16 protein-coding genes and 1 tRNA gene are annotated in these 23,226 nt (G+C 73.5%); 8 read left to right on the plus strand and 9 right to left on the minus strand.

The features are described 5' to 3' along the window. Nucleotides 1-79 precede the first annotated feature (79 nt). Nucleotides 80-1,798: a class I adenylate-forming enzyme family protein gene (locus ABEA93_RS19365; RefSeq protein WP_345676870.1), complete on the plus strand. Its 1,719-nt coding sequence runs from the start codon at nt 80-82 to the stop codon at nt 1,796-1,798. 29 nt (nt 1,799-1,827) lie between these two features. Here the strand turns inward: ABEA93_RS19365 and ABEA93_RS19370 are convergent, their stop codons facing one another. Then, nucleotides 1,828-3,363 carry a serine/threonine-protein kinase gene (locus tag ABEA93_RS19370; protein WP_345676871.1) on the minus strand — a complete coding sequence of 512 codons (1,536 nt, stop codon included), beginning with the start codon at nt 3,361-3,363 and terminating at the stop codon, nt 1,828-1,830. A 225-nt stretch (nt 3,364-3,588) separates the two neighbouring features. Between ABEA93_RS19370 and ABEA93_RS19375 the strand changes: the two genes are divergently transcribed. Next, on the plus strand, nt 3,589-5,562 hold the full coding sequence (locus tag ABEA93_RS19375; protein WP_345676872.1) for an FUSC family protein: 1,974 nt from the start codon (nt 3,589-3,591) through the stop codon (nt 5,560-5,562). 19 nt (nt 5,563-5,581) lie between these two features. On the opposite strand, the gene ABEA93_RS19380 is transcribed toward ABEA93_RS19375, so the two are convergent. Further along, complete coding sequence (locus ABEA93_RS19380; RefSeq protein ID WP_345676873.1) at nt 5,582-6,475, minus strand: SecDF P1 head subdomain-containing protein; 894 nt, start codon at nt 6,473-6,475, stop codon at nt 5,582-5,584. A 107-nt stretch (nt 6,476-6,582) separates the two neighbouring features. Between ABEA93_RS19380 and ABEA93_RS19385 the strand changes: the two genes are divergently transcribed. After that, on the plus strand, nt 6,583-7,785 hold the full coding sequence (locus tag ABEA93_RS19385) for a nucleoside 2-deoxyribosyltransferase domain-containing protein (protein ID WP_345676874.1): 1,203 nt from the start codon (nt 6,583-6,585) through the stop codon (nt 7,783-7,785). Between the two features lie 46 nt (nt 7,786-7,831). Here the strand turns inward: ABEA93_RS19385 and ABEA93_RS19390 are convergent, their stop codons facing one another. From ABEA93_RS19390 to hemC, 3 genes are all read right to left on the minus strand, one after another. Continuing rightward, nucleotides 7,832-8,035: a hypothetical protein gene (locus ABEA93_RS19390; RefSeq protein WP_345676875.1), complete on the minus strand. Its 204-nt coding sequence runs from the start codon at nt 8,033-8,035 to the stop codon at nt 7,832-7,834. A gap of 307 nt (nt 8,036-8,342) precedes the next feature. Further along, the gene (locus ABEA93_RS19395) at nt 8,343-8,966 is read right to left on the minus strand and encodes a VanZ family protein (protein ID WP_345676876.1); all 624 of its coding nucleotides are present in this window, start codon (nt 8,964-8,966) and stop codon (nt 8,343-8,345) included. Between the two features lie 64 nt (nt 8,967-9,030). After that, on the minus strand, nt 9,031-9,963 hold the full coding sequence (hemC, locus tag ABEA93_RS19400) for a hydroxymethylbilane synthase (RefSeq protein WP_345676877.1): 933 nt from the start codon (nt 9,961-9,963) through the stop codon (nt 9,031-9,033). 204 nt (nt 9,964-10,167) lie between these two features. Here hemC and ABEA93_RS19405 point away from each other — a divergent pair, with 204 nt between their 5' ends. The 3 genes from ABEA93_RS19405 (at nt 10,168) to ABEA93_RS19415 (ending at nt 17,122) form a co-directional block, all read left to right on the plus strand. Beyond that, the gene (locus ABEA93_RS19405) at nt 10,168-10,923 is read left to right on the plus strand and encodes a hypothetical protein (protein WP_345676878.1); all 756 of its coding nucleotides are present in this window, start codon (nt 10,168-10,170) and stop codon (nt 10,921-10,923) included. A 174-nt stretch (nt 10,924-11,097) separates the two neighbouring features. Further along, nucleotides 11,098-15,885, plus strand: coding sequence for a DNA-binding protein (locus ABEA93_RS19410; RefSeq protein WP_345676879.1), 4,788 nt, complete (start codon nt 11,098-11,100; stop codon nt 15,883-15,885). 121 nt (nt 15,886-16,006) lie between these two features. Then, nucleotides 16,007-17,122 carry an HAD-IA family hydrolase gene (locus ABEA93_RS19415; RefSeq protein ID WP_345676880.1) on the plus strand — a complete coding sequence of 372 codons (1,116 nt, stop codon included), beginning with the start codon at nt 16,007-16,009 and terminating at the stop codon, nt 17,120-17,122. Nucleotides 17,123-17,187: 65 nt separating this feature from the next. On the opposite strand, the gene ABEA93_RS19420 is transcribed toward ABEA93_RS19415, so the two are convergent. From ABEA93_RS19420 to ABEA93_RS19430, 3 genes are all read right to left on the minus strand, one after another. Continuing rightward, nucleotides 17,188-17,263: transfer RNA gene (locus ABEA93_RS19420), tRNA-His, on the minus strand. A 185-nt stretch (nt 17,264-17,448) separates the two neighbouring features. Beyond that, a complete protein-coding gene (gene orn / locus ABEA93_RS19425; RefSeq protein ID WP_345676881.1) occupies nt 17,449-18,060 on the minus strand; it encodes an oligoribonuclease in 612 nt (203 codons plus the stop codon). Nucleotides 18,061-18,191: 131 nt separating this feature from the next. After that, nucleotides 18,192-19,199 carry a GlxA family transcriptional regulator gene (locus ABEA93_RS19430; protein WP_345676997.1) on the minus strand — a complete coding sequence of 336 codons (1,008 nt, stop codon included), beginning with the start codon at nt 19,197-19,199 and terminating at the stop codon, nt 18,192-18,194. A 1,399-nt stretch (nt 19,200-20,598) separates the two neighbouring features. Between ABEA93_RS19430 and ABEA93_RS19435 the strand changes: the two genes are divergently transcribed. After that, nucleotides 20,599-21,102 (plus strand): universal stress protein, encoded by a 504-nt coding sequence (locus tag ABEA93_RS19435; protein ID WP_345676882.1) that lies wholly within the window; start codon nt 20,599-20,601, stop codon nt 21,100-21,102. 167 nt (nt 21,103-21,269) lie between these two features. Continuing rightward, on the plus strand, nt 21,270-22,484 hold the full coding sequence (locus ABEA93_RS19440; protein ID WP_345676883.1) for a MerR family transcriptional regulator: 1,215 nt from the start codon (nt 21,270-21,272) through the stop codon (nt 22,482-22,484). Between the two features lie 19 nt (nt 22,485-22,503). On the opposite strand, the gene ABEA93_RS19445 is transcribed toward ABEA93_RS19440, so the two are convergent. Continuing rightward, the gene (locus ABEA93_RS19445) at nt 22,504-23,145 is read right to left on the minus strand and encodes a TetR/AcrR family transcriptional regulator (protein ID WP_345676884.1); all 642 of its coding nucleotides are present in this window, start codon (nt 23,143-23,145) and stop codon (nt 22,504-22,506) included. Nucleotides 23,146-23,226 lie beyond the last annotated feature (81 nt).

Genomic DNA, 23,226 nt, shown 5'->3' on the forward strand with positions numbered 1-23,226 from the left:
GACCAGACTCTCGAGTGACCCGCGTTCCACCCCCGGTTCATCCCCGTTTCGCGGAACGGCCAGGAGGTGCAGGCTTCGCATGACCGATCGCGCACGGGCTCTGGCGGCGCTCACCGCGCCCGAATCCGTCTACGCCATCCAGCCGGCCGTCCGCGACGGCGGGCCCCCGACCCGGGAGTTCCCCGGCGCGCCCGGCACGCTCCGGGACGTCTTCACGGCGACCGCGGCCTTCGCCGGCCGCGACGCGTTCGTGCACGAAGACGGCCGCATCACGTACGGCGACCAACTCCGCCTCGTCGCCCACCTCGCGCGTCATCTCGCCGGACCGCTCGGCGTCCGGCGCGGCGACCGCGTCGCCATCGCGATGCGCAACCACCCCGAATGGCCGCTGCTCTTCTGGGCCACCCAAGTGATCGGCGCCATCGCCGTCCCGCTCAACGCCTGGTGGACGGCCGACGAACTCCGGTACGCCCTGGCCGACTCCGGCACCACGGTGCTGGCCGCCGACGGCGAACGCGCCGCCGTCCTCGGCGAAGTCCCGCCCGGCGTCGCCGCGATGCTCGTGGTGCGCGCCCAAGGCCCGCTGCCGCCCGGCGCCGACGACCTGTCCGCGCGGCTGCGCGGCTGGACCGGCCCGTGCGACCTGCCGGACGGCGGACCCGCGCCGGACGACGACGCGACGATCCTCTACACCTCCGGCACCACCGGCCGCCCCAAAGGCGCCGTCGGCACGCACCGCAACCACACCACCAACCTGCACACCATGCAGCTCGCGCAAGCCGTCCAGCTCGCACGCGCGGGTGTCCCCGCCGACCTGCTCACCGCCGGGCCGGTGCGCTTCCAGCAGCTCGTGCCGGACATCCCCGTGCCGAGCGCGCTGCAGACCTATCCGTTCTTCCACATCGCCGGCCTGGTCGGCCTCTACATCGCCGCCGGGCAAGGCGCCAAGGTGTCGCTGATGCGCCGCTGGGACACCGAACGCGCCCTGCGGCTCATCGAAACCGAGAAGATCACCAGCGCGACGATGGTGCCGACCCTGCTGCGCCGCCTCCTGGAGTCCCCGCTGCGCGGCAAGTACGACCTGTCCTCGCTGCTCACGCTCGGCGCGGGCGGCGCCCCCGTGCCGCCCGACCTGGTGGACGAAGTCGGCCGGATGTCCGGCCGTGCGGTGTCCCCGCTCAACGGCTACGGCATGACCGAGACGACGTGCGTGGTCGTCTCGAACTCCGGCGAGGAGTACTACGACCGCCCGGACAGCGTGGGCCGACCGGTCCCGGTTGTGGACGTCGCCGTGGTCGATCCGGTCACCGGCAAGGACGCGGCGCCGGGGGAGACCGGGGAGATCCGGTTCCGCGGCCCGCACGTCGTGCGCGGCTACTGGAACCTGCCCGAGGCGACCGCGGAGTGCTTCCCGGACGGCTGGTTCCGCACCGGCGACCTCGGGCACGTCGACGCCGACGGCTTCGTGTACGTCGTCGACCGGCTCAAGGACGTCATCATCCGCGGCGGCGAGAACGTCTACTCCGCGGAAGTCGAGGCCGTGCTGTTCGAGCATCCCGCGGTCGCCGACGTCGCGGTGGTCGGCGTGCCGCACCGCGAACTCGGCGAGGAGGTCGCCGCGGTGGTCGAAGTCCGGCCCGGCACGGCGGTGTCCGCGGCCGAGCTGCGCGGCCATGTGGCGCGGCGGCTGGCCGCGTTCAAGGTGCCGACCACGGTGCGCTTCATCGACCGGCCGCTGCCGCGCAACGCGGTCGGCAAGGTGCTCAAGCGGGAACTGCGCGACATGCTGGCGCTCTGACCGGCGGCGCCGGTTCGAAAAGGTCCGGCTCAGCCCGTGCGCCGGGCCGACGGCGACGAATCCGGTGACGCCGTCGGCTCCGGCAGCACGGTCCCGGTCTTGGCCGACCGGTGGTCCCAGTAGGCGAGTTCCTCGCGTGCGGTGATCACCTGCCGGTGCTCGCCGCCGAGGACGCGGGCCATGTCCGCGATCAGCACTCGCAGCAGCCGGACGGCCTCGTCGACATCGCCGGATCGGCCCGTGCACAGCGCGAGTTCGCGCCGCACCTTGAGCGTCTCCACGTCGCTCGGCCCGTGCACGTGCGCGTAGTCCGGCAGGAGGTCGCCGAGCAGCCGCGCGGCCTCGCCCGGTTCGCCGGCCTTCGCCGTCCAGTACGCCAGGTTCCGGCGCGCCGCCAACGTCACCTGGTGCTCGGCGCCCAGCACCCGCCCGCAGTCCACCACGAGCTGCCGCAAGACCCGCACCGCGAGCGGGCGTTCGCCGCGCAGGCCCAGGTAGTACGCCAGGTCGTCGCGCACGTTCAAGGTGCGCTCGTGGTCCGGCCCGAACACCGCGAGGTGCGCGCGCAGCAGGTCGCGCAGCCGGTCGACGGCCTCGTCGGGCGGCAGGCCGGACAGCTCGTCCATACGCCGGGCCAGTTCCTCGGCCTGCTCGGACCGGGACGGCTGCGGCGTGGACGGCGGCAGCGGCACCACGGCCAACCGACGCCGCACGGCGGCGGCGTCCTGCGGCCGGTCCGACGGATGCTTGGCGAGCAGCGCCAGGATCAGCTCCGCCATCGCGTCGGGCAGCCCGGCGCGGACGCGTTCGGGGATCTCGGCCTCGACGTGCACATGCCGGAACAGCAGGCTCGGGACCTCGCCGAACCCGAACGGTGGCTCTCCCACCAGCAGTTCGTAGAGCAGACAGCCCGCCGAGTACAGGTCCGACCGGGCGTCCAGCTCGCTGCCGTTGGCCTGCTCGGGGGACATGTACGCGGCGGTGCCGAGCACCCCGCCCGGCCGGGTCAGCGTCGACCCGGCGGCCAGCGTCTTCATCGACCGCGCGATCCCGAAGTCCAGGACCTTCAGCACGCCGCGGTCGGTCGTCATCACGTTCGCCGGCTTGATGTCGCGGTGCAGCACACCCGCCTCGTGCGCGACCTCCAACGCGTCGCACAACTGCGCCGCCCAGTCGAGGACCCGCCCCAGCGGCAGCGGCGCCTCGTCGGACACCACCTTCGCGAGCGAGCGGCCGGGCACCAGCTCCATGGTCACGTACACGGACTCGTGCCCCGCCGCGTCCGGCACCGGCGGCGTGTGCGGGTCGCCGGGCGCGGCCTGCTGGAGCGGGCCGGTGCCGAAGTCGTACACCGTGACGATGTGCGGACTGGCCAACTCGCCCGCGACGCGCGCCTCGCGGGCCAAGCGCTCGGCGGCGCCCGGCACGGTGTACTCGTCGCGCAGCAGCTTGACCGCCACGTGCCGGTGCATGTGCGTGTCGCGGGCCCGCCAGACCACGGCCATGCCGCCCGACCCGAGCCGCTCGATCAGCCGGTACCGGCCGGCGAGCCACCAATCGCCCACGCGCCGCGCGCCTCCCCGTCGTGTCCCCCCGGCGTGCCGCCCGGGTCCGCCGCCCGGCACCCGTCGTACCGGAAACCCGATTCTTCCCCAGCCCGCGGTCTGCCGGGAGGCGCAGGCGGAGGAGACCCGGCCTCCCGCGGCATCTGCCGTCTTTGCCCGAGGATAGGGTGTTGTCCGTCCTCTTGAGGAGGATTCCCCACCGTCGTTCCCCCGCGGAGGATCTGCTTGTCTCCACCGCCGACCGCGGAGGAGCACTGGTTCCTCCGCGCGCTGCGCCCCCGGCCCGCACCCGTCCCGTGGGCCGCCGCGGCCCGCGCCGCGCTCGCGATCGCCGGGCCGCTCGCGGTCGGCGTCGCGGTCGGCAAGGTGCCGTACGGCGTCCTCGTCTCGCTCGGCGCCCTCAACGGCGTCATGGAAGACCGGCACACCGCCTACCGCACCCGGCTCATCCGCATGATCCCGCCGCAACTCGCGGGTGCCGTCGGCATCGTCGTCGGCCACGCGGCCGCCGGACGGGGCTGGACGACCGTGCTCACCCTGGTCGCGGTCGCCTTGGTCTCCGGCGTGATCAGCCCGGTCGGCGGCATCGCTTCGTCGTGCGGGCTCATGCTGCTCCTGCTGGCCGGCGTCGGCACCGGCGTCCCGTTGCCCGACCCGTGGTGGCTGCCACCCGTGCTCATGCTGTCCGGCGCCGCCCTGGTGATCGTGCTCACCCTGCTGGCCTGGCCGCTGCGCCGCGGCATCGAGGAACGCGCCGCGGTCGCCGAGGTCTACTACGCCGCCGCGGCCCGCCTGCGGGCCGGCACCGGCGTCGGCGGGGTGGAGGCGGCCCGCGGCATCGGCGCCGCCATCGACGCCGCGTACGACGTCCTGGTCCGGCACCGCGCCACCTCGCCCGGCCGCGACCCCGCCGTGCGGCGGCTCATGATCCAGCTCAACGCGGTCAACCCGATCCTCGAAGCGATCTCCGCGATCGGCCGGGACGCCACCCCCGTCGACCCCGCGCTGCCCGACGCGGTCACCCGGCTCGGCGACGCCATCGCCTCCGGCCACGACGTCGTCGACGAAACCGGGTTCGTCCCGCACACCCCCGCCGAACAGGCCCTGCGCGCCGCGCTGCGCTATGCCGCCGGCCGCCTGGCCCCGCCGCCGGCCGACGCCACCGGCGTCTTCGCCCGCGACCCCGACGCGCTCGGCGTCGGGCAGCGCTCCTGGGGACCGCGCGCCGGACTCACCCACATCGGCACCGTGCTGGCCGGTCCGGCACCGTGGCTGTACGCACTCCGACTCGCCCTCTGCATCGGCATCGGCGCGGCGATCGTGCAGGTCACCGATCTGCCGCGCTCTTACTGGGTGGTGCTCACCATCACCTTCGTGCTCAAGCCCGACTTCGGCTCGGTCTTCGTCCGCGGCCTTCTCCGCGCGCTCGGCACGCTGGTCGGCGTGCTGGTGGCCGCAGTGCTGCTCACCTACGTGCCGCGCGGCTGGGGCGACGTCGCCGTCGTCGCGGCACTCGGCTTCCTCGTGCCGATCGTGATGGTCCGCAGCTACGCGATGATGACCGCCGCCATGACACCGCTCCTGCTGCTGTTCACCGACCAGTTGGGACACGCCGGGGTGTCCGGGCTGGTGCCCGCGCGACTGCTCGACACCGTGCTGGGCTGCGCGATCGTGCTGGTGTTCGGCTACTTGCTGTGGCCGGAAGGCCGGCACACCCGGCTCCGGCAACTCGTCGCGAACGCGGTCGACGCCGACGCCGCCTACATCCGGCTGCTCAACGCGGAAGGCTCCGGCGGGAAAGCGGCCCGCTCACGGGCCCGGCGGCGGTCGTACAACACGCTCACCACGGCACGCACCGCCTTCCAGCAGGCGCTCGCCGAACCGCCGCCGGTCTCCCGCCGTGCCGCGGCGTTCTGGCCGGTGCTGGTGTCGATCGAGCACCTCACCGACGCCATCGCGGCGGCGTCCGTCTACGTCGACAGCGGCATCGACCACGCCCCGACCGCGCGGATCGTCACCGCGTGCGCCGACCGGATGGACGCCCTGGGCACCGCGATCCGCCGCGGCGAACCCGCGGCCGCGCCGGACGGCGGAACACCGTCGGACACCGAAGCCCCGGTGCTCAACGGCGTCATGCTGGAGGTCTCGACGGCGTGCGCGCTGCACCGCGACGCGCTGGAGGTCGAGCGGGCGCGGTGAGCCGGGTCCCGGCGCGGGCTCAGTAGGTGTGCACGTACGACGTCACCGCGAACCGGCACGGCAGCGCGCCCGCGGTGATGAGCCCGGCCAGCTCCTGCGCGGTGCGTTCGGTGAAGTTGCCGCTGACCACGGCCTCGCCGGAGGCGATGCGGGTCCGGATCACCGGCGCGCTGACCACGGCGCCCCGCCACACCACGGCGAGTCGCGCGGTCGGAAGGCCGCCGTCCGCGAGCCGCCCGGTGAGGTCCGCGAACCGCTCGGCGCCGTCCGGGGTCAGCGCGACGAGGATCTGCCAACCGCCGGTGCCGTGTTCGCGGTAATGCGCGGCGGCACCGGACACCTGGCGGCCGTCGAGCGCGGGCGGGCCGAGCGCGAACTTCTCGTTGCCGTCCGGGTCGCAGGCCAGGAGCGGACCGGGCGGCGGGACGACGTCCGGGGGTGGGGCGTCGTCGCTGCCGCAGTCCATCGCGGCGAACCGCGCGGCGGCGCCCGGAGGAACCGCACCCGCGGGGACGGAGCCCGCGGGCAGCCCGGCGGTCGCGAGCACCGGGCGGATGACGACCGAGTCGGGTGCGCCGAGGCGGGCGACGCGTTCCTCCGCCGCGGCGCCGAGTCCGCGCACGGACAGGCGGACGACGACCGCGCCGTTGCGGATGCGGGTGCGCTGGACCCGGATCCCGTACGCCTCGGCCCGGTCCCGGATGGTCTGCGCGGCCTTCGCCAACTGCCGGTGCGACAATGCGGACTTCGGGCTGAACACGACATCCGCGATGTCCAGCCCGCGCGGCGGCGGGTCGTCGCGCTCGGGACGGCTGTGCGTACAGCCCGCCGCGGACCCGCCGGCCAGCACCGCGGCCAGCACGGCCGCGGCCAGGCGGCGTGTCCGGCGGTGCCGGCGGCGGGGAACGCTCACGCGGTCAGACTGCCATCCGCGGCCCGGCGCCGTCCCGCGAACGCCGCGCCGCGTAGGCTCGCTTGCGCCGATCGACCACACGCGACGCCGCACACCGGGGGAGCTGCATGCCGGGACTGCCTGGAATGGCGGGGGTGGCGGGAGTGCCGGGAACCGTCACCGTCGTCCACGCCACCGACGCACCGCCGCCGCGCTGGGATGCGAGCCTGTTCCTCGCCGGACCGACCCCGCGCAGCGCGGATGTGCCGTCGTGGCGGCCGGCCGCGGTCGACCTGATCCGCAGGCACTGGGCGGGGCCGGGCGACCTGGTGGTGTTTGTGCCCGAGTCGTCGACCGGCGCGTTCACCGCCGACTACGACGACCAGATCGGCTGGGAGCTGCGCTGGCTGTCCGCCGCCGACCAGGTCCTCTTCTGGGTGCCGCGCGACCTCGCCACGCTGCCGGGCCTGACCACGAACGACGAGTGGGGCTGGCTCAAGGACAGCGGCCGCGCGGTGTTCGGTTCGCCGCCCGACGCCGCCAAGGTCCGCTACCAGCGCGAGTACGCCCGCAACCACGGCATCCCGCTCGCCGACACCCTCGACGCCGCGGTCCGCGCCGCCCTCGGCCGCATCGGCACGGGCGCGCCGCGCGCCGACGGCGAACGGCATGTGCCGCTGCTCGTCTGGTCGGCACCGGAGTTCCGGCACTGGTACGCCGCCCAGCGCGCGGCCGGCAACACCCTGCGCGACGCGGGCGTCGTGTGGACGCTGCGGGTCTCCGGCGCGCTCGTGTACTGGGCGGCCCGGGTCTCGGTGGCGATCGCCGCCGAAGGCGGGCGGATCAAGGACAACGAAGTCGTCGTCGGACGACCGGACATCAGCGCCGTCGTGCTGTACCGGCGCGGCGCGACGGTGCGCGATACACAACTCGTCCTGGTCCGCGAGTTCCGCTCGCCCGGCTGCGCGCCCGACGGCTATGTGCACGAATTTCCGGGCGGCTCCGGCGGCTTCACCGATCCGGCGCGGGCGGCCCGCGCGGAACTCGCGGAGGAGACCGGCCTCGCCCTCGCCCCCGAGCGGCTGCGTGCGCACGGGGTGCGCCAGCTCGCCGCCACCATGTCCGTGCACCGCGGCCACGTCTTCTCCGCGGAGGTCACCGCCGGCGAACTCGCCCGGCTGACCGCCGCCCCCGGCCCGCACGGCAGCGGTGACACCGAGCGCACGTGGGTCGAGACCACGACGTTCGGCGAACTCCTGGACGGCGGCCGCGCGGACTGGGCGACCATGGGAATGGCCGCCCAGGTCCTTGCGGACGTGGACGGCCGATGATCCCGGTGCGCCGTTCCGGTCGGCCCGGCGGCGCGGTGCGGGTGCGTCAGTAGGGCAGGCGCGCCTCGGGGCACGGGGTGTGCCGCTCGACCATGTAGGTCACGCCGTCGAACACGGTCAGCCGGCCGCCCATCGGGTCGCCGCCGGCGGGCACCTCGACCAGCGGGCGCGGATGCAGCGACGCGAGGTACGGGTCACCGCACAGGCGGCACATCGCGGGAACGGCACGGGTCTCGTACGTCTTCTTCATGGCGTGGCCCCCTCCGGGTGCTCGGCAACCGCTGCGGGGACACGCCTCATGTTCCGCACCGGCCAGGTCTCGTTAACCTGACGTTCACCTTGGCTTCGACCGCAATATTCCATCGTTTGCGCGCCGATGTCAACTCTGTTGGCCTACGTGCTTGGCCGATCCTTGTGACATCCTGACGGGGTGGAACAGAGCGACGCGGCCGATGAGCTGGGAAAAGCCGCCAAGGCGTACCGACGGACCGAGAAGGCGCACGAGGAGGCGCGGCAGGCCTTGAAGGCCGCCGCGGTGGCCGCGCTCGCCGCGGGCGTCAAGCAGTCGGATGTGGTGAAGACGACGGGCTGGACCCGGGAGTATCTGCGCCGCCTCCGGAAGGGCGGGGGCTCCGACGACGGGGCGAGCCGGCCGAAGAAGCAGTAGTCCGGCCGGCCCACAGCACCGACAGCCAGCCACCGAGCGCCGCCCCTGCGGTGTTCACCACGACGTCGTCCACCGACGACACCCGGCCGAGCGCGAGCACATACTGCGCGACCTCGAGCGACGCCGACAACGCCATGCCGACGAGCGTCACCCGCACCGGGCCCAGCCCGGTGCGGCGCGGCAGGAAGAAGCCGAGCGGCACGAACGCCACCAGATTCGCGCCGACTTGCACGACCACTGTGGTCGGATCACTGCCCAGCACCGCGACGAGGTCCCGCAACGGCACCCAGCTCACCGCGCGTTCGCCGGACACGGGGGTGAGGATCATCCAGACCCACGGCACCGTCCCGCCCAGGAGGGCGGCTTCGGCCACCGTGAACCGCTTCGCCTCCGCCCGCGGCATCCCCCGCCGCACCCGCCGCCGGAACGAGGCGACCTCGGCACCGGCCAGCACCGGTAGCGCGACCGTCCATGCGACGAGTACATCCCCCCACGCAGCCCACACTTGACGCATCGTCGGATGCTACGGCGCGGACGGCCCTGCGGTGCGGCCCGACCCTGCGGTGCGGGCCCGGCCCTCAGTGCGGAATCGCGTCGATCAGCTCGCGGGCACCTTGGTCGAGCAGCGTCTGCCCGGCCGCCTCGCCGATCCACTCGGCCATCGGGAACAGGCCGTTCTCGAAGGCCTCCAGGACGATGTCGCCGCCTGGACGGTAGACCGCGGCGTGCAGCGTCAGGCCGTCGTCCTTCGGCACGCAGTGGCCCGCGATCGGGCTGTTGCAGTGCCCCCGCAGGGTCGTCAGCAGCGCGCGCTCGGCGACCGCACAGGCGCGCGTGGCCGGGTCGTCGAGGCCCGCGGCGGCCTCCGCGCTGTCGGCGTCGTCCGTGCGGCACTGCAGTGCCGGCACGCCCGCACCGATCGCCGGGACGACCGACGTGGTGGCGAACAGTTCGGTGATCCGCTCCGCCATCCGGATGCGCTCCAGACCGGCCGCGGCCAGCATCAGCGCATCGCATTCGCCCGCATCGAGCCGGGCCAGCCGCGAGTTGGCGTTGCCGCGCATCGGCACCACCGTCAGATCCCGCCGCAGCGCCAGCAGTTGGGCTTTGCGCCGGACCGAACTCGTCCCCACCCGGGCGCCGGACGGCAGATCCTTCAGCTTGGCCCCCGACGCCGTCACCAGGCAGTCGCGGACCTCGTCGCGCGGCAGGTACGCCACGATCTCCAGCCCGTCCGGCATCGGCTCGTCGCCCGGGATGTCCTTCAGGCAATGCACGACCACGTCGACCTCGTCCGCCAGCAGCGCCCGGTCGATCTCCTTGACGAACGAGCCCTTGCCGCCCGCCTCGGCGAGATCGCCCGTCCACCGGTCGCCCGACGTCGTGTACGGCACGACCCGCACTTCGCGCACCAGCCACTCGGCGCGCAGCAGCCCCGCCACCTGCTCGGCCTGGGCCATGGCCATGGGGGACGAACGCGTCCCGATCCGCAGCAGTCCGTCACGTGGCATGGCGCCAGGCTAGGCCGCTTCAGGGCCCGCGCCCCGGCGTTCGGCCCGAGCGGCGGCAGGCGTTCACCCGAAAGCCTGAACACCCATCGGGCGCTCGACCGGGCACGCACCCGTAGCTCCATGCGGAATCTGAGTATCCGCACCCTGTCCGTGCCCGGGTGCCGGGCCGTACCTTCGCGTCAACACCCCGAAGAGGAGCGGCAGATGTCGGCCGAGATACCCAGCACTCCGGGCGGCGGACCCGCCCCGCGCACGTCGATCGGGCAGTGGATCGCCCGCATCATCGCCATCATCGTGCTCATCCCGCTGCGGCTGCTGTGGGAAGGCGTGAAGCTGGTCTGCCGCATCCTGCTGGCCGCCCTGGTGTTCTTCTGGATGCGGCTGATGCGGCCCGTCGGCCGGTTCCTGCACCGGTGGGTGCTGCGGCCGCTCTGGATCGTCCTCAAGGACTTCCTGTGGGGCTGGCTGCTCCGGCACCTCCTGTGGGGGCTCATCCTCACCCCGATCGTCGCGTTCGTCGTCGACTGGATCCTCAAGCCGGTGCGCAAAGCCGTCGAGGAATTCCTGTGGCACCGCGTCCTCGTCCCGGCCGGCCGGTGGCTGTGGCGGTGGGTCCTCAAACCGATCGCCAAAGTCGTGCTCTGCGCGGTCGTGTTCGTGCTCAACTGGTGCGTCGTGTGGCCGCTCCGGCTGCTGTGGCGCTGGATCCTGCACCCGCTGTGGCGCGCCCTCAAGGCCACGCTGCGCTACGGCTGGCGCGTGGCGACCGCCATCGTCCGCGTCACCGTCGTCATCCCCTGCCGCGCCGTCTACCGCACGGTCCTGCGCCCGGTCCTGCACGCCCTCGGCGTCGTCTGGCATTATGCGGTCGCCCGCCCGGCCCGCTGGCTCAACACCCGCGTCCTGCGCCCGATGAACCGCTTCGCCGCGGACATCTGGAACGGCATCCTGGGGCGCTGAACACGGCCTGCGGCGGCCCCGGCATCCGGTTGAGGCCGCCGTTGTCCGCACAGCGCAGAACGGCCTTGCCGCGCCGCGTGGTTGTCCTCCGCCCCGGTTAGCCTCGCTCGAATCCCGCACAACGCCGTTGGCGGCAGCGGGATTTCCAGCAGTCGGGTGGAGAGGTGCGGTCATATGGGTGCGCGGGAGAAGAGCGACTTCCTGGACTGGGTACGTCGGGAACACCCCGGCGACACGGCGCAATTGCTGCGCCTTCTGCCAGGACTCCCGGACGACCTCAAGACCGCCCGCCGCCGCGCCTGGTCCCAGCCCAAGAAGGCCCTCGGCACCTACCAGGGCATCGCCGCCGAGCTGACCCGCTCCGCCCCGCACCTGCTGCCGGGCTTCCACGAGCACGCCGCCCGTGCCTTCCTGTCCACCCGGCACCAGGCGTTCGCCGCGCAACTGCTCGCCGCCGCGCGCCAGGCCGAAGCCGAACACGGGCTGCCGGTGGACGACGACCACGTCGACGCGATCTTCCTGGAGTTCGTGGTCGCCGATGCGCTGCCCGCCAAGGCCGTCGCGGAATACTCCAAGGACCTGTCGAGCCGCTTCCCCGCCGACGAAGCCTTCACGCGGTTCGCCCGGCTGTGCGTGCGCCGCACCGAGGCCGGGATGCCGCCGTCCGTCCAGATGGCCTCGGCCATCCGCAAGCTGGCGCGCGGCGCGGGCGACAAGGACGAACGGGAACGGGAATACGTCGCGGAGATCCTGCGGATGCCCGTCGTCGTCCGTGCCCCCGCCGGCTGGTGGACCGCGCACCGGGCCGCCGTGGTCGCCGCCGCGCGGCGCGATCCCGCCCTCCGCGGCGGACTGCTGGACGTCGCCCCGAAATGGCATCAGCGCGACATGACGTTCGACCAGGCCCGGGCGCTGAGCGCGATCTGGATCGCGCTTCTGGAGGACTGCGGCGCCACCGCCGGACTCGGCGACGGGGCCGACGTCACCGATGCGGAACGCCCGTCCGACGGCACCGCCGGGTGGCTCGCCCGCATCCTGGACGGCTGGAGTTCCGGCGGCGACGACCCGCGCATGCCCGGCCTGCACACCCTGCTGCCCCGGATCGCCGACCGGATGCGCGGCGAACTCGCGGCAACCGGACGCACATTCGAGGTGACCTGGCACCTCGCCATGGACGTCGACCTGATCGACCTCCTGCTCTCCCTCGACATCCCCGTATCCGACCCCGATCCGCGCGGGCACCGCCTCGAACTCGACCGCTGGGCCCGCGGCCCCGAGCGGCGCGACCTGCGTGCGCTCGCCGCATCGCCCGCGTTGGCCCGGGCGTTCCACAACGGCGCCCGCGGCTGGTACGACGACAGCGAACACCCCAGGACCGCCCGCACGGTCGCCGCCACCCCGGGCGGCCGCGACCTGCTCGCCGACTGGATCCGCGAACTCTCCCGCACCTCCGCCCCGGCCGGTCTGCCGAGCCATCCCGGCGCGCAGCAGAGCCTGGCCTGGCTCCCGCGCGACATCGCCGCCCTGGCCCCCGATGCGGTCATCGACGCGACGAAGGCCGATCTCGCCCCGGAACTGGCCCGCACGCTCCGCACCGGACTCACCGACGAACTGTGCTGGCCGGAGTTCGAGGAACTCGCGCGCGGGCGCGAGAAGATGCGGCCGATCGTCGGCGAGGCCTGGCCCTACCTGATCGTGGCCGCGGACAACGACGTGCGGGTGCTGGGCCCCGAGGGCGTCGTGCTGCGGCACACCGCGCGCGTGCCGGAAGACCGCTCGTGGCGGACCGGGTTCCGGTACGTGGACGGCGCGCTGCTCGTGTACTGGAAGGAGTTCGGCGGCGGCTTCCGCGGCTACTGGTACCGGCCGGACGAATCACCCGGTACCCCTGCCCAGCCCGTGCCGCTGCGCGGCTTGGACGACGATCGCGATCCGCGGATCGACGACATCTCCCTGCCGCTGGCCGACGGCCGCCGCTTCACCGGCCGCGGGATCCTCGCCGCGGACGCCTCCGACATCCCCGACGAGGGCGCGGTGAGCGGCGACGGCACGCGCTTCTGGGCCTGGGACGACCAGGCGTCCGCGTGGTTCCGCCACGACCCCGTGACCGGGCTGCGCGGCGAGCGCGACCAACCCGCCTTCCTGGCGGCCGACGGTCTCGACGGCCTCCACAGCTGGGTGCGGCCCGCGCCCGGCGTCGAGCCGGGCCCGGTCGGCGTCCCCGTCGACGGGTTGCTCGGCTGGCGGGTCACCGCGCAACCGGGCGGCATGCTGCGCGGCGAAGACCTCGCGGGACGGGTCGTGACCGTGCCGGGCGATGCGACCGAGCGTTCCTTCCCCGCCCACCCCTTCGCGGCGCTGACGCTGCCCGGCGACGACCGGCCGCGGGCGCTGCTCCGCGACAAGCACGACCGGGTCGACATCGCGGACCCGGACGGGGTGGTCACGGCCGGCACCTTCGACGCCTTTCGGGCCGGCAATCCGGTCCTGCCGCCGACGCCGTTCTGGCACCTGATGCGCATCCGCGATGCGGAGGGCTCGGCCGCACTGCGCGCGATCGACGACGAGACCGCCGCGGCACTGCTCACGGCCGCAGCCGCCGAGGACTTGGCCTCGGCAATCCGCACCCTGCTCCCCGCGGTCACCGACCCCGTCCTGACCGCGGGCATCGCCGGCGTGGTCCGGTTCGCCGCCGAGCGCCGCACGGTCCTCGACGCGGTGGCCGCGCGCATCACCGCCCCCGAGCCACCGGACGCGCCGCTCGACATACCGGGAGACCCGAAGACGGACCCGGGCGACCAACTGCTCCGCTGCGCTCTCGACGGGCTCGGACTCGCGCCGCATGCCATCGGCGAAGCACCCGAGCCCGCCCGGGCCGCCCAGCACCAGGGCCGGGCCTGGGGATTCAGGCAACTCCGCGCACTGCACGCCCAATCCACCGCACGGCGCGCGGCATCCGACCAGGCCGCCGACGACCCGCGGCGCCTGCACTTCGGCCAGGAAGGACTTCGCCGCGCCGAGATCAGCGTCGAGGGAATCGTCCTGCACGCCGCGGCCATCGCGTTCAAGGCCGCATCACCCGTCACGCCGCCCGCGGAACAGGAGGCGCTCCGGGCCGTGCTCACGCTCCTCGACGCCTTCCGGCTGGGCACCGAGAACCCGGGCAGCTGGCGGCGCCTCCGCCTGCACGTGGACCGGGAGACCCTGCAACGTGCCGAGTGGCACGGCGACAACGCCTACGACGACGAGGTACGCGGCATCCTGGGGCTCGGCGGCGGGGCTTTCCTGTTCGTCGGCGACGCGAATATTCCCCTCTACACCCGGAACCGCCGGGAGTACGGGCTGGACATGACCGCGCTGATGCGCGACCCGTCCGGCGGCTTCGCGCTCCCGGACGGCTACACCGTCACCGACGCGGCACCGATCGACACCCGGTGGTTCGCCCGGCTCGGCGACTTCCTCGACGCCTGGGCGCACCACGGACAACTGCCGTGGAATCCGGCAGCCGCCGATGTCTTCGCCGAAGCGACCGGCGTCGGCCGGGCCGTGGCCCACCTCGTCACGGCCGGACTTCCGGAATTGTCCAGCCCGGTGTTCCCGTCCGCCGGACTCCGCGCCGTCCTCGGGCTCAAGGCCTCCGAAGCCGAAGCCGCCCGCGGCGAGATCCGGCGCCTGGCGGCTCCCGACCCGCGCGGCGAACTGGTCGCGGCACTACTGCCCGCCGACCCGGCCCGGCTGTGGACCGACGGCGTGGACGCGGCCGCGGCGGCCGAAGTCTGGAACGCCCGCGTCGGGCGTCTGCGGCCGATCCCGGACGCGCTCCTCGTCGAGGCGAATGCCGCGCTGCCCAACCTGCTGTGGACCAGGGCCGGCCGCATGCGCTGGGCAAGCGACGCGGACTTGATCTCCCGCGGCCCCGCCGCCGCGGTGCGGGCCGTGCTGGACCCGGACGCGTGCCCCGAGCTGACCGGGGACCACACGTGGACGCTGGAGGACGGGCGGCCCATTCCGGCCGACGCCCGGACGCCCGCGTTCCACGGCGGCATCCTCGACGTGACCGTCACCGCCGCGCAGTGGCTCGCCCACCGCCTGCCGGCAGGCGACCCGCTGCGCTCCTCGCTGCCGACCGCGCTGGCACGGATCCGCGAAAGGCTCGCCGCCCCCGGGATGCTGCTCGACCTCGACGTCCTCGCACACTTCGGCGCCTACCGCAAAGCCGCGGGGGAGCCCACCGAAACCGGAGACGGCTGGGAGCGCTACGGCTCCCTCGTCGTGAAGCGGCTGGACTGGGACACCCACCCGGGCATCGTCGCATCGCCGCTCGTCCGCACCGACCTCCTGGACGGCGCCGGGCACGATCCCTACCTGGACCTGGCCTTCGCCACCGAGCCGAAGCTCGACCCGGGACTGCCCCGGCGCATCACCCTGGGCCGCGTCTCCGACCCGGCGTTCGCCGCACTCCTGGGCGACCCCGGCGACCCGGTCGCGGGCAGCCGGGACCGGGACGGGACGTGGTGGCCGCAAGACCCGTCCCGCTCCGTCCCCGACCTGGTCGCCGAGGTCGGCGCCGAACTGGGCCTCGCCGAGGACGCCGCGACGCTGTTCCTCATGCTCCTCGCCATGCCCGACCCCACCGACCGCAACACCGCGTTGTGGACCGGGTGGAAGCCCGCCCGCGCGAAGGCCGCCCGGGCCGCGCTGGCGGGCAGCGGCTGGGTCGTCGAAGCCCGTCGGGCCCGCGCCGGACGCTCGCTGTTCCTCCCCGGCGAGTGGGAGGCCGCCAAGGCCCCGCATCTGCCGTTGGAGGTCTGGAAGTTGCCGCTGTACGGCCTGACCGACCGCAACCTGCCCGCCCGCCGCGCGCTCGTCCCCGCCGAACCCGCCGCCGCCCTCTACCGCCGCACGTGGCAGCGCGTGCAGTCCGGCGACGCCCCCCGGCACACCGACCTGTCCGCAGGCTGATCCGTTGCGGAACCCGCCCTGGCGCAAGGCGGGTTCCGCGACGGGTATTCCCGGGGCGGACGCCTCCGCCGATGAGTAGCGTGATCGTTCCGTCGTCCCGCGCACGATCACGGAGCAGCGAATGCCGCACGGTCCCGTCTCGCCCGACGTCCTCCGCATCCCGACCAAGGCCCTGCTCTTCGACTGCGACGGCGTCCTGGTCGACTCGGTCGCCGCGGGCGAACGGGGCTGGGCCCAGTGGGCCGCCGAACACGGACTCGACCCCGCCGACGTGCTGCCCGCCATCCACGGCCGCCGATCCACCGAAACCGCACGGCACTTCCTGCCCGACCGGGACGACGCCGGGATCGCCGCCGCGGTCGCCCGCATCGACGCCATCGAAACCGCCGACGCCGTCCACACCCGGCCGATACCGGGCGCCGCCGCGCTGCTCGCCGGCCTGGGGGAGCGGCCCTGGGCCGTGGTCACCTCGGCGACGACCGTCCTGGCCACCGCCAGACTCGGCGGCGCCGCGCTCCCGCTGCCCGACGTCCTGGTCTCCGGCGACACCGTCGCGACCGGCAAACCCGCCCCCGACTGCTACCTCGCGGCCGCCGCCCGCCTCGGCCTCGCCCCCGCCCACACGACCGTCTTCGAAGACACGGCGGCCGGCATCCGGGCCGCCCGCGCCGCCGGTGCGGGCCACGTCGTCGGCATCGGCAAGCGCGCCCTCGACTCCGACGCCGACCTCGTCGTGCCCGACCTGGCCTGCCTCGCCTGGGACGGCACCACCCTCACCGTCCGCGCCGGCGCCCTCCTCCGCGGCCCCGCCGACCCCGACCTGCTCTTCCTCCCGACCCACCTGCGCAACGTCCCCTACGTCTACGCCCGCGACCCGGAGCGCACGACCCCCGGCGACGTCTCCGAAGGCGCGAACTGCCAGGTATACGCGTACGCCGTCCTCGCCCACTTCGGCCGCCGCGTCCCCCCGCTCCGCTCATCCGACCTGTGGGCCGACGAAACCGCCGTGACCACCGTCACCGACCCGCGCCCCCTCGACCTGCTCCTCTACGACGCCGGTCCGCTCCCCGGGCGCCCCGACGGCTACGCCGCCCACGTGGCCGTCCACCTCGCCGCCGACCGCATCCTCCACCTCTGCGAGGAAGCCGCCCGCCCGGTCGTCTGGACCCAGGCCGACTTCGCCGCCCGCCCCCGCTACACCCGCCTCCTCGGCGCCAAGCGGGCCCCGGCCGACTAGGGCGTGTCCGGGCGCCAACGACGAAGGCCCCGTCCGCGTTTCCGCGACCGGGGCCTTCGCATGCGTGGGGTGAGTGACGGGACTCGAACCCGCGACGTCCTGGACCACAACCAGGTGCTCTACCAACTGAGCTACACCCACCACGCGACTCGGCCGGTTGCCCGACCGGAGCAGCGAGAAAGAGTGTACAGGGGATTGAGGGGTGCTCGCTCCCGGGTTGTTCCCGGGCCGGCAGCGCCGCCGAGTCGCGGGTTCGCGACCCGTCACCCGGCGCCGCGTCCGGCCGCGGGAAGGCCCCCGGAGGGGCCGGGCGGACCGAGTGGGGACTACGGCAGCGGCAGTTGCGGAGCGGTGTACTTCGCGGCCGCGGCCTTCGCGGTCTCGGTGTCCGGGCCGGGCATCGGGACGAAGACGGTGTCCCGGTAGTACTTCAGCTCGGTGATGCTGTCCTTGATGTCGGCCAGCGCCCGGTGGTTGCCGGTCTTCGGCGGCGACTGGAAGTACACGCGCGGGTACCAGCGCCGCGACAGCTCCTTGATCGACGACACGTCGACGATCCGGTAGTGCAGGTACGACTCCAGGCCGGGCATGTCCCGGGCCAGGAACCCGCGGTCGGTGGCGACGGAGTTGCCGCACAGCGGCGCCTTGCGGCCCTCCGGTACGTGCGCCCGGATGTAGCCCATCACCAGCTCCTCCGCCTCCGCCATCGTCACCCCCTCGTCGAGGACGTCGAGCAGCCCCGAGGCGGTGTGCATGGCCCGCACCACGTCGGGCATGCCTTCCACCGCCTCGGCGGGCGGGCGGATCACGACGTCGACTCCGTCCCCGAGGACGTTCAGCTCCGAGTCGGTCACCAAAGCGGCCACCTCGATGAGCGCGTCCCGGGACAAGTCGAGTCCGGTCATCTCGCAGTCGATCCAGACCAAGCGGTCATTCATAGCCGATCAGCCTAGGCCGTGCCGCGGAAACCTGCCGGGGAAGGCTGCGACACCGGTGCGACCCCGGTGCGACGACACCGCGGCGGCGCCGCGGACCGGCCCCGAAGGCCCGGCCCGCGGCCCGCCCCGTCCTACGACGCGCGCGCCGGCTCGGCGTCCTCCGCATCCGGGTCCCGGGTGCGGAACGCCTCCCGGTACGCGGCCGGCGGAATGCCGAGCTGCTTGCGGAAGTGCCCGCGCAGCGCCACCGGCGACCGGAAACCGCACCGCCGCGCGATCTCCTCGACCTGCAGGTCGGTGGTCTCCAGCATCCGCTGCGCCTGCAGCACCCGCTGGGTCAGCAGCCACTGCAGCGGCGCCGACCCGGTGAGCGACCGGAAGCGCCGGTCGAACGTCCGGCGGCTCATGTACGCCCGCGTCGCCAGCACCTCGATGTCGAACTTCTCCTGCAGGTTCTCCAACGCCCACGAGATCACCGTGGCCAGCGGGTCGCCGCTGATCTCCTCGGGCAGCGACAGGTCCATGTACGCGGCCTGCCCGCCCACTCGGTGGGCCGGGACCACCAGCCGCCGGGCCAGCGCGTTGGCCGCGTCCGCACCGTGGTCGATGCGCACCAGGTGCAGGCACAGGTCGATGCCCGCCGCGGTGCCCGCCGACGTGAGCACGTCGCCGTCGTCCACGTACAGCTCGCGCGGATCGACCCGCACCTTCGGGAACGACTTGGCCAGCGCCGGCGCGTACATCCAGTGCGTCGTCGCCGGACGGTCGTCCAGCAGCCCCGCCGCGGCGAGCACGAACGCCCCGCCGCACAGGCCCACCACGCGCGCGCCTTCGCGGTGCGCACGGCGCAGCGCCTCCAGCACCGGGGCCGGCGGCTTGCGGGACGGCGAGTGCCACGCCGGGACGATCACGGTGCCCGCCCGGTGCAGCCCGTCGAGGCCGTGCGGGGCGATGAGTTCGACACCGCCCGTGGTGCGGAGCGGACCCGGCTCGGCGGCACATACCAGTAATCGGTAGTTGGGGACTCCGGCGTCCCGTCGGTCGACGCCGAACACCGAGATCGGGATCGAGCTCTCCAGGATCGGCGTCTCGGCGAACAGCAGGACCGCGATGGTCTCGGCCCGGCGCCGGCCGACCAGCCGGGCCGGCCATTCGCCGTACGCACCGGGTGCGGCGTCCGCGCGGACGAGCCGCCCGTCTTCGTCGTACTCGTCGTCGTAGTCGTCGGGGGAGTCCGCCCCGACGGTCCGCGCGACATGTCCGGCGGAGAGCGGGGCGTCCTCGTCGGCTCCGTCGTCCTCGACGGACTCGTCGGCTTCGTCCGGGTCCTCGGCGTCGAGTCCGGCGTCCGCCTCCGCGGCGAAGCCGAACGCCTCGTCGGAATCGGCCTTCTCTGTGTCCCCCGCGTCCCCCGTGTCCCCGGCGTTCCCGGAGTCCCCGGCTGCCGCGGAACCGGCAGTGCCGGTTCCGGCGTCGGGAGTGTCGGAGCCTTCCGTGTCGGCTTCCCCCTGCGCACGCGGTCCCGGGAGCTGCGCCGCGTCCGCGGCGTCCGCGTCGGGGGCCGGACCCGCAGGCGGCTCCGCGCCGCGGGCCGCGGGTATGCCGGCGGGTATCCCGGTGTCCGGGCCGCCGGACGCGGCAGCCGCGTCCTCGGCGCCCGCTCCGGGCCCTTCCGCCGCGTCCTCGCGCCCGCTTTCCGCGGTGCCGATCCGGACGTGCCGACCTGCGTGTCGACCGTCGGTCCTGCTCATGGCTCCGATCGCCCCCTCTTCAGCCCTCCGCGCCCCGCCGGATCCGTCCCGCGAGATGGGAGGGGTCGTTGATGGCGAGTCTCAGTAGTTCACACACGCCACTCAAGTCACCCAAGATCGGAACTTACTCTTTCTGGCCTTGTCTATGCATGGTGTTCTCCACGTGACGTTATGTAGATATGCCTGTTTGTGACGGCGGTCACACCACCGGCCTCGATGCTTGGGAAGGTAATGCCCCGATACACCGCCGCATTTCATGAATGAGATCTATGCGGCTTTATGTGCGGTGTGGGGGAATTTCGGGCGTACCCCGTCGACGCGGGGTCGGCGTCCTCGACGGGGATCGCCGCCCCGGTCGACGTGGCCGCCCGGACACGCGGTGTCGCCCTGTGCAACGCCCGGTCGCGCCCGCGGGTAACGGGCGGCGGGCAGCCGGGTGCCCGCGCGCCACCCGGCGGACACGGCGCGCCCGGCGGCGCGGCGGCGGGAGACCGGCGGAAACGGAGCGCGGGCGGGGGAGCGCTGTCCGCTCCGCGCGACGCCGGTATCCGGTCAGCGGAGTCATCCGCTGCGGACATCGCCGCGGGACCTCCCGGCGTTCACCCACATGGCCGTCTGCGAGGCCTCGGGGGCTCCCGCACGGCGCGAAGGGCGACTAAGGTGCGTGCTCACGTACCGCACAGCCTGTCCGATTCCGACCGCAAGACGTAATCTGTACGCATAGGCTCTTTCATTTGATCTCAAGGGGCCTGCGGCGCCCCTCCTCAGCAAAGACGCCCCGATTGCCATGGCTGCTTTCGACTTCGGCTTCAGTGACTTCCCGGACGGCACCCCGTTGCTCCGTCCCGACTCCCGGCGCCCCCGGGACCCGGCGTTCCAACACCCGGTGGTGGTCGGGTTCGACGGTTCGGGGGCAAGTGAACGTGCGCTGGCGTACGCGGCGGGCATGGCCCGCCGCATGGGTGGCGGGCTGGTGATCGTGCACGTCGCGAACCGGATCCCGGCCACCGTGTGGGCCGGGTGCGAGCCCCCGGTCTTCATCGACGTACCCGACAACCGCTCCGAAGCGCTCGGCCTCGAACTGGCGTGCGCCGACCACCTGAGCGACGTGCCTTGGATCCTCGTGGAGCGCGGCGGCGACATCTGCCACGAGATCGAGGACGTCGCGAAGGAATTCGCCGCCGACGCGATCGTGGTCGGCGGGTCCTCGGGCCTGGTGAGCCGGCTCTTCGGCTCGGTGTCCTGCCGGCTCGTGAAGCACGCCAAACGCCCCGTCGTGGTGATCCCGTGACCGCCGCACTGCGGACGAATTGACCGTTTCGTCGGCATTCACGGAAAATCCTCGCGGATTTCGCTTCGCCTTCGTGATCGAGGTTCACGCGAACCTGCATTACGTTGCTGACCGACCGCAGTAACCGCACAAGGTCGGTGCAGCCAGAGAGATCGCGAGGCACGAGGTTGGGCGACTACCGGATCGAGGACCTGGCGCGCGAGGGCGGGACGACGGTGCGCAACGTCCGCGCGTACCAGGACCGCGGGCTGCTGCCCCGCCCGCGCCGGGCCGGACGCGTGTCGCTGTACGACGGCAGCCACCTGGCCCGGCTGCGCCTGATCGGCCAGCTCCTCGAACGCGGCTACAGCCTGGTCAGCATCAAGGAACTGCTCGACGCGTGGGACAACGGCCGCAGCCTGGGCGGTGTCCTCGGCCTGGTCGCCGAGGTCACCGGGCCGTGGACCGACGAGGAACCCGGCCGGATGACACGTGCCGAACTGACCTCGATGTTCGGCGGTTTGTCCGATCCGGTGACGATCGCCGGCGCGGTGCAGTTCGGGCTGCTGGAGCCCGAGGACGACACGCTGACCGTGTTCCGGGTGCCGAGTCCGCGCGAACTCGCGGTGAGCGCCGAACTGCACGCGGCGGGCGTGCCGGTGCACGCGCTGCTGGACTACCTGCGGGCGCTGCGGTCCGACATGGAGCGCGTCGCCGGGACGTTCATGCAGCTCACCGAAGCGCACCTGTGGCAGCACTACCTCGACGAAGCCGGGCCGGATGAGGAGGCCCCGGAGATGGCCGAGCTGATCCGCCGCCTGCGGCCGCTCGCGCAGCGCGCGGTGGACAGTGAACTCGCACGTGCCATACGGCGGCTGGCGACCCGTCAGCTCGGCGAGTCGGTGGGCCGGGCGATGGAGGCGGAGAACTCCGTGGAGCCCGAGGTGCCGGCCGAGCCGGAAGCCCCGGCGCTCGAGCGGTACCCGTTCATGTCCGAGGAGTGGATCGCCGCGGTCTCCCGGCTGAGCCGGCTGATCACGCCGGACCCGGAGAAGCGCACCCCGCACCCGGCCGTGGTGGACATCGTGGTGAGCGACGTGCCGGGCCGCAGCGACCCGGCCGAACTGCACCTGGACGTGTTCCACGGCCGTGTGCTGGTGCGGCCCGGGCTGCTGCCCGGACCGGACCTGATGATCCACATGGACTATCCGACGGCGCGCAGCCTGCTGCTCGACAACGACCGGTCGCTGCCGCGGGAAGCGCTGGTCGACGGGCGGATGACCGCGCGCGGCGACCTGTTCGCGCTCACCACGTTCCGCGAGGCGATCGCCAGCCTGTCCGGCTGGGACCTGGCCGCGGTGCTGACCGAGCTGACCGCGCCGGAGACGGCGCCCGCGGAGTAGGCCGCGGAGCGGGCCGGGCTCAGGCCCGGATCTGCGCCAGGAAGCCGCGCACGTAATCGCCGAACACCGCGGCCATGTCGACGTCTTCCGGCTCCAGCAGCCACTGCAGCTGGAGGCCGTCCATCATCGCCAGGACCTGGCGGGCGCACACCGCCGGGTCGACGTCCGGGCGGATCTCCCCGGACTCGACGCCGTTGCGGAACGACGTGGTCAGCGAGGTCGTCAGCACGCGGTAGCGCTCCTGCGCCCAGCCGTGCGCGGGGTGGTCGGTGGTGACCGCCTCGCCGGTGAGCACGGTGAACAGCTGCACGAGGCCGGGCTGCCGCGCGTTGTGGGCGACGAGGTCGACCAGCGCCGCCAGCGCGCCCTCCGCGCCGTCGGCGTGGTCCGCCAGGTCGAGGCGTTCGCCGTCCATCCGGTCGCGCAGGTCGAGGACCGCGGTGAGCAGGTCCTGCTTGCTGCGGAAGTGGTGCAGGAGGCCGGCCTGGGTCAGCTCGGCGCGTTCCGCGATGCGGGCGAGCGACGTGCCGCGGTACCCGTTCTCGCCGAACTCCTGGAGGGCGATGTTGAGGATCCGGGCCCGCCGGGCGTCGCCGGTGGCGTAACCCTGCCGCCGGCCCCGGCCGCCGGCCGTGCGGTCTGCCGTCTCTGTGGCTTCCATGTGCCCATCCTGCCGTGCCCTGCGGGGGCGCGGACATGGTGTGAATCACGTGGGAATAACAAAACTACCGTTCACTAGGTT

Source organism: Yinghuangia aomiensis, from assembly GCF_039542225.1.
GTDB lineage: Bacteria > Actinomycetota > Actinomycetes > Streptomycetales > Streptomycetaceae > Yinghuangia > Yinghuangia aomiensis.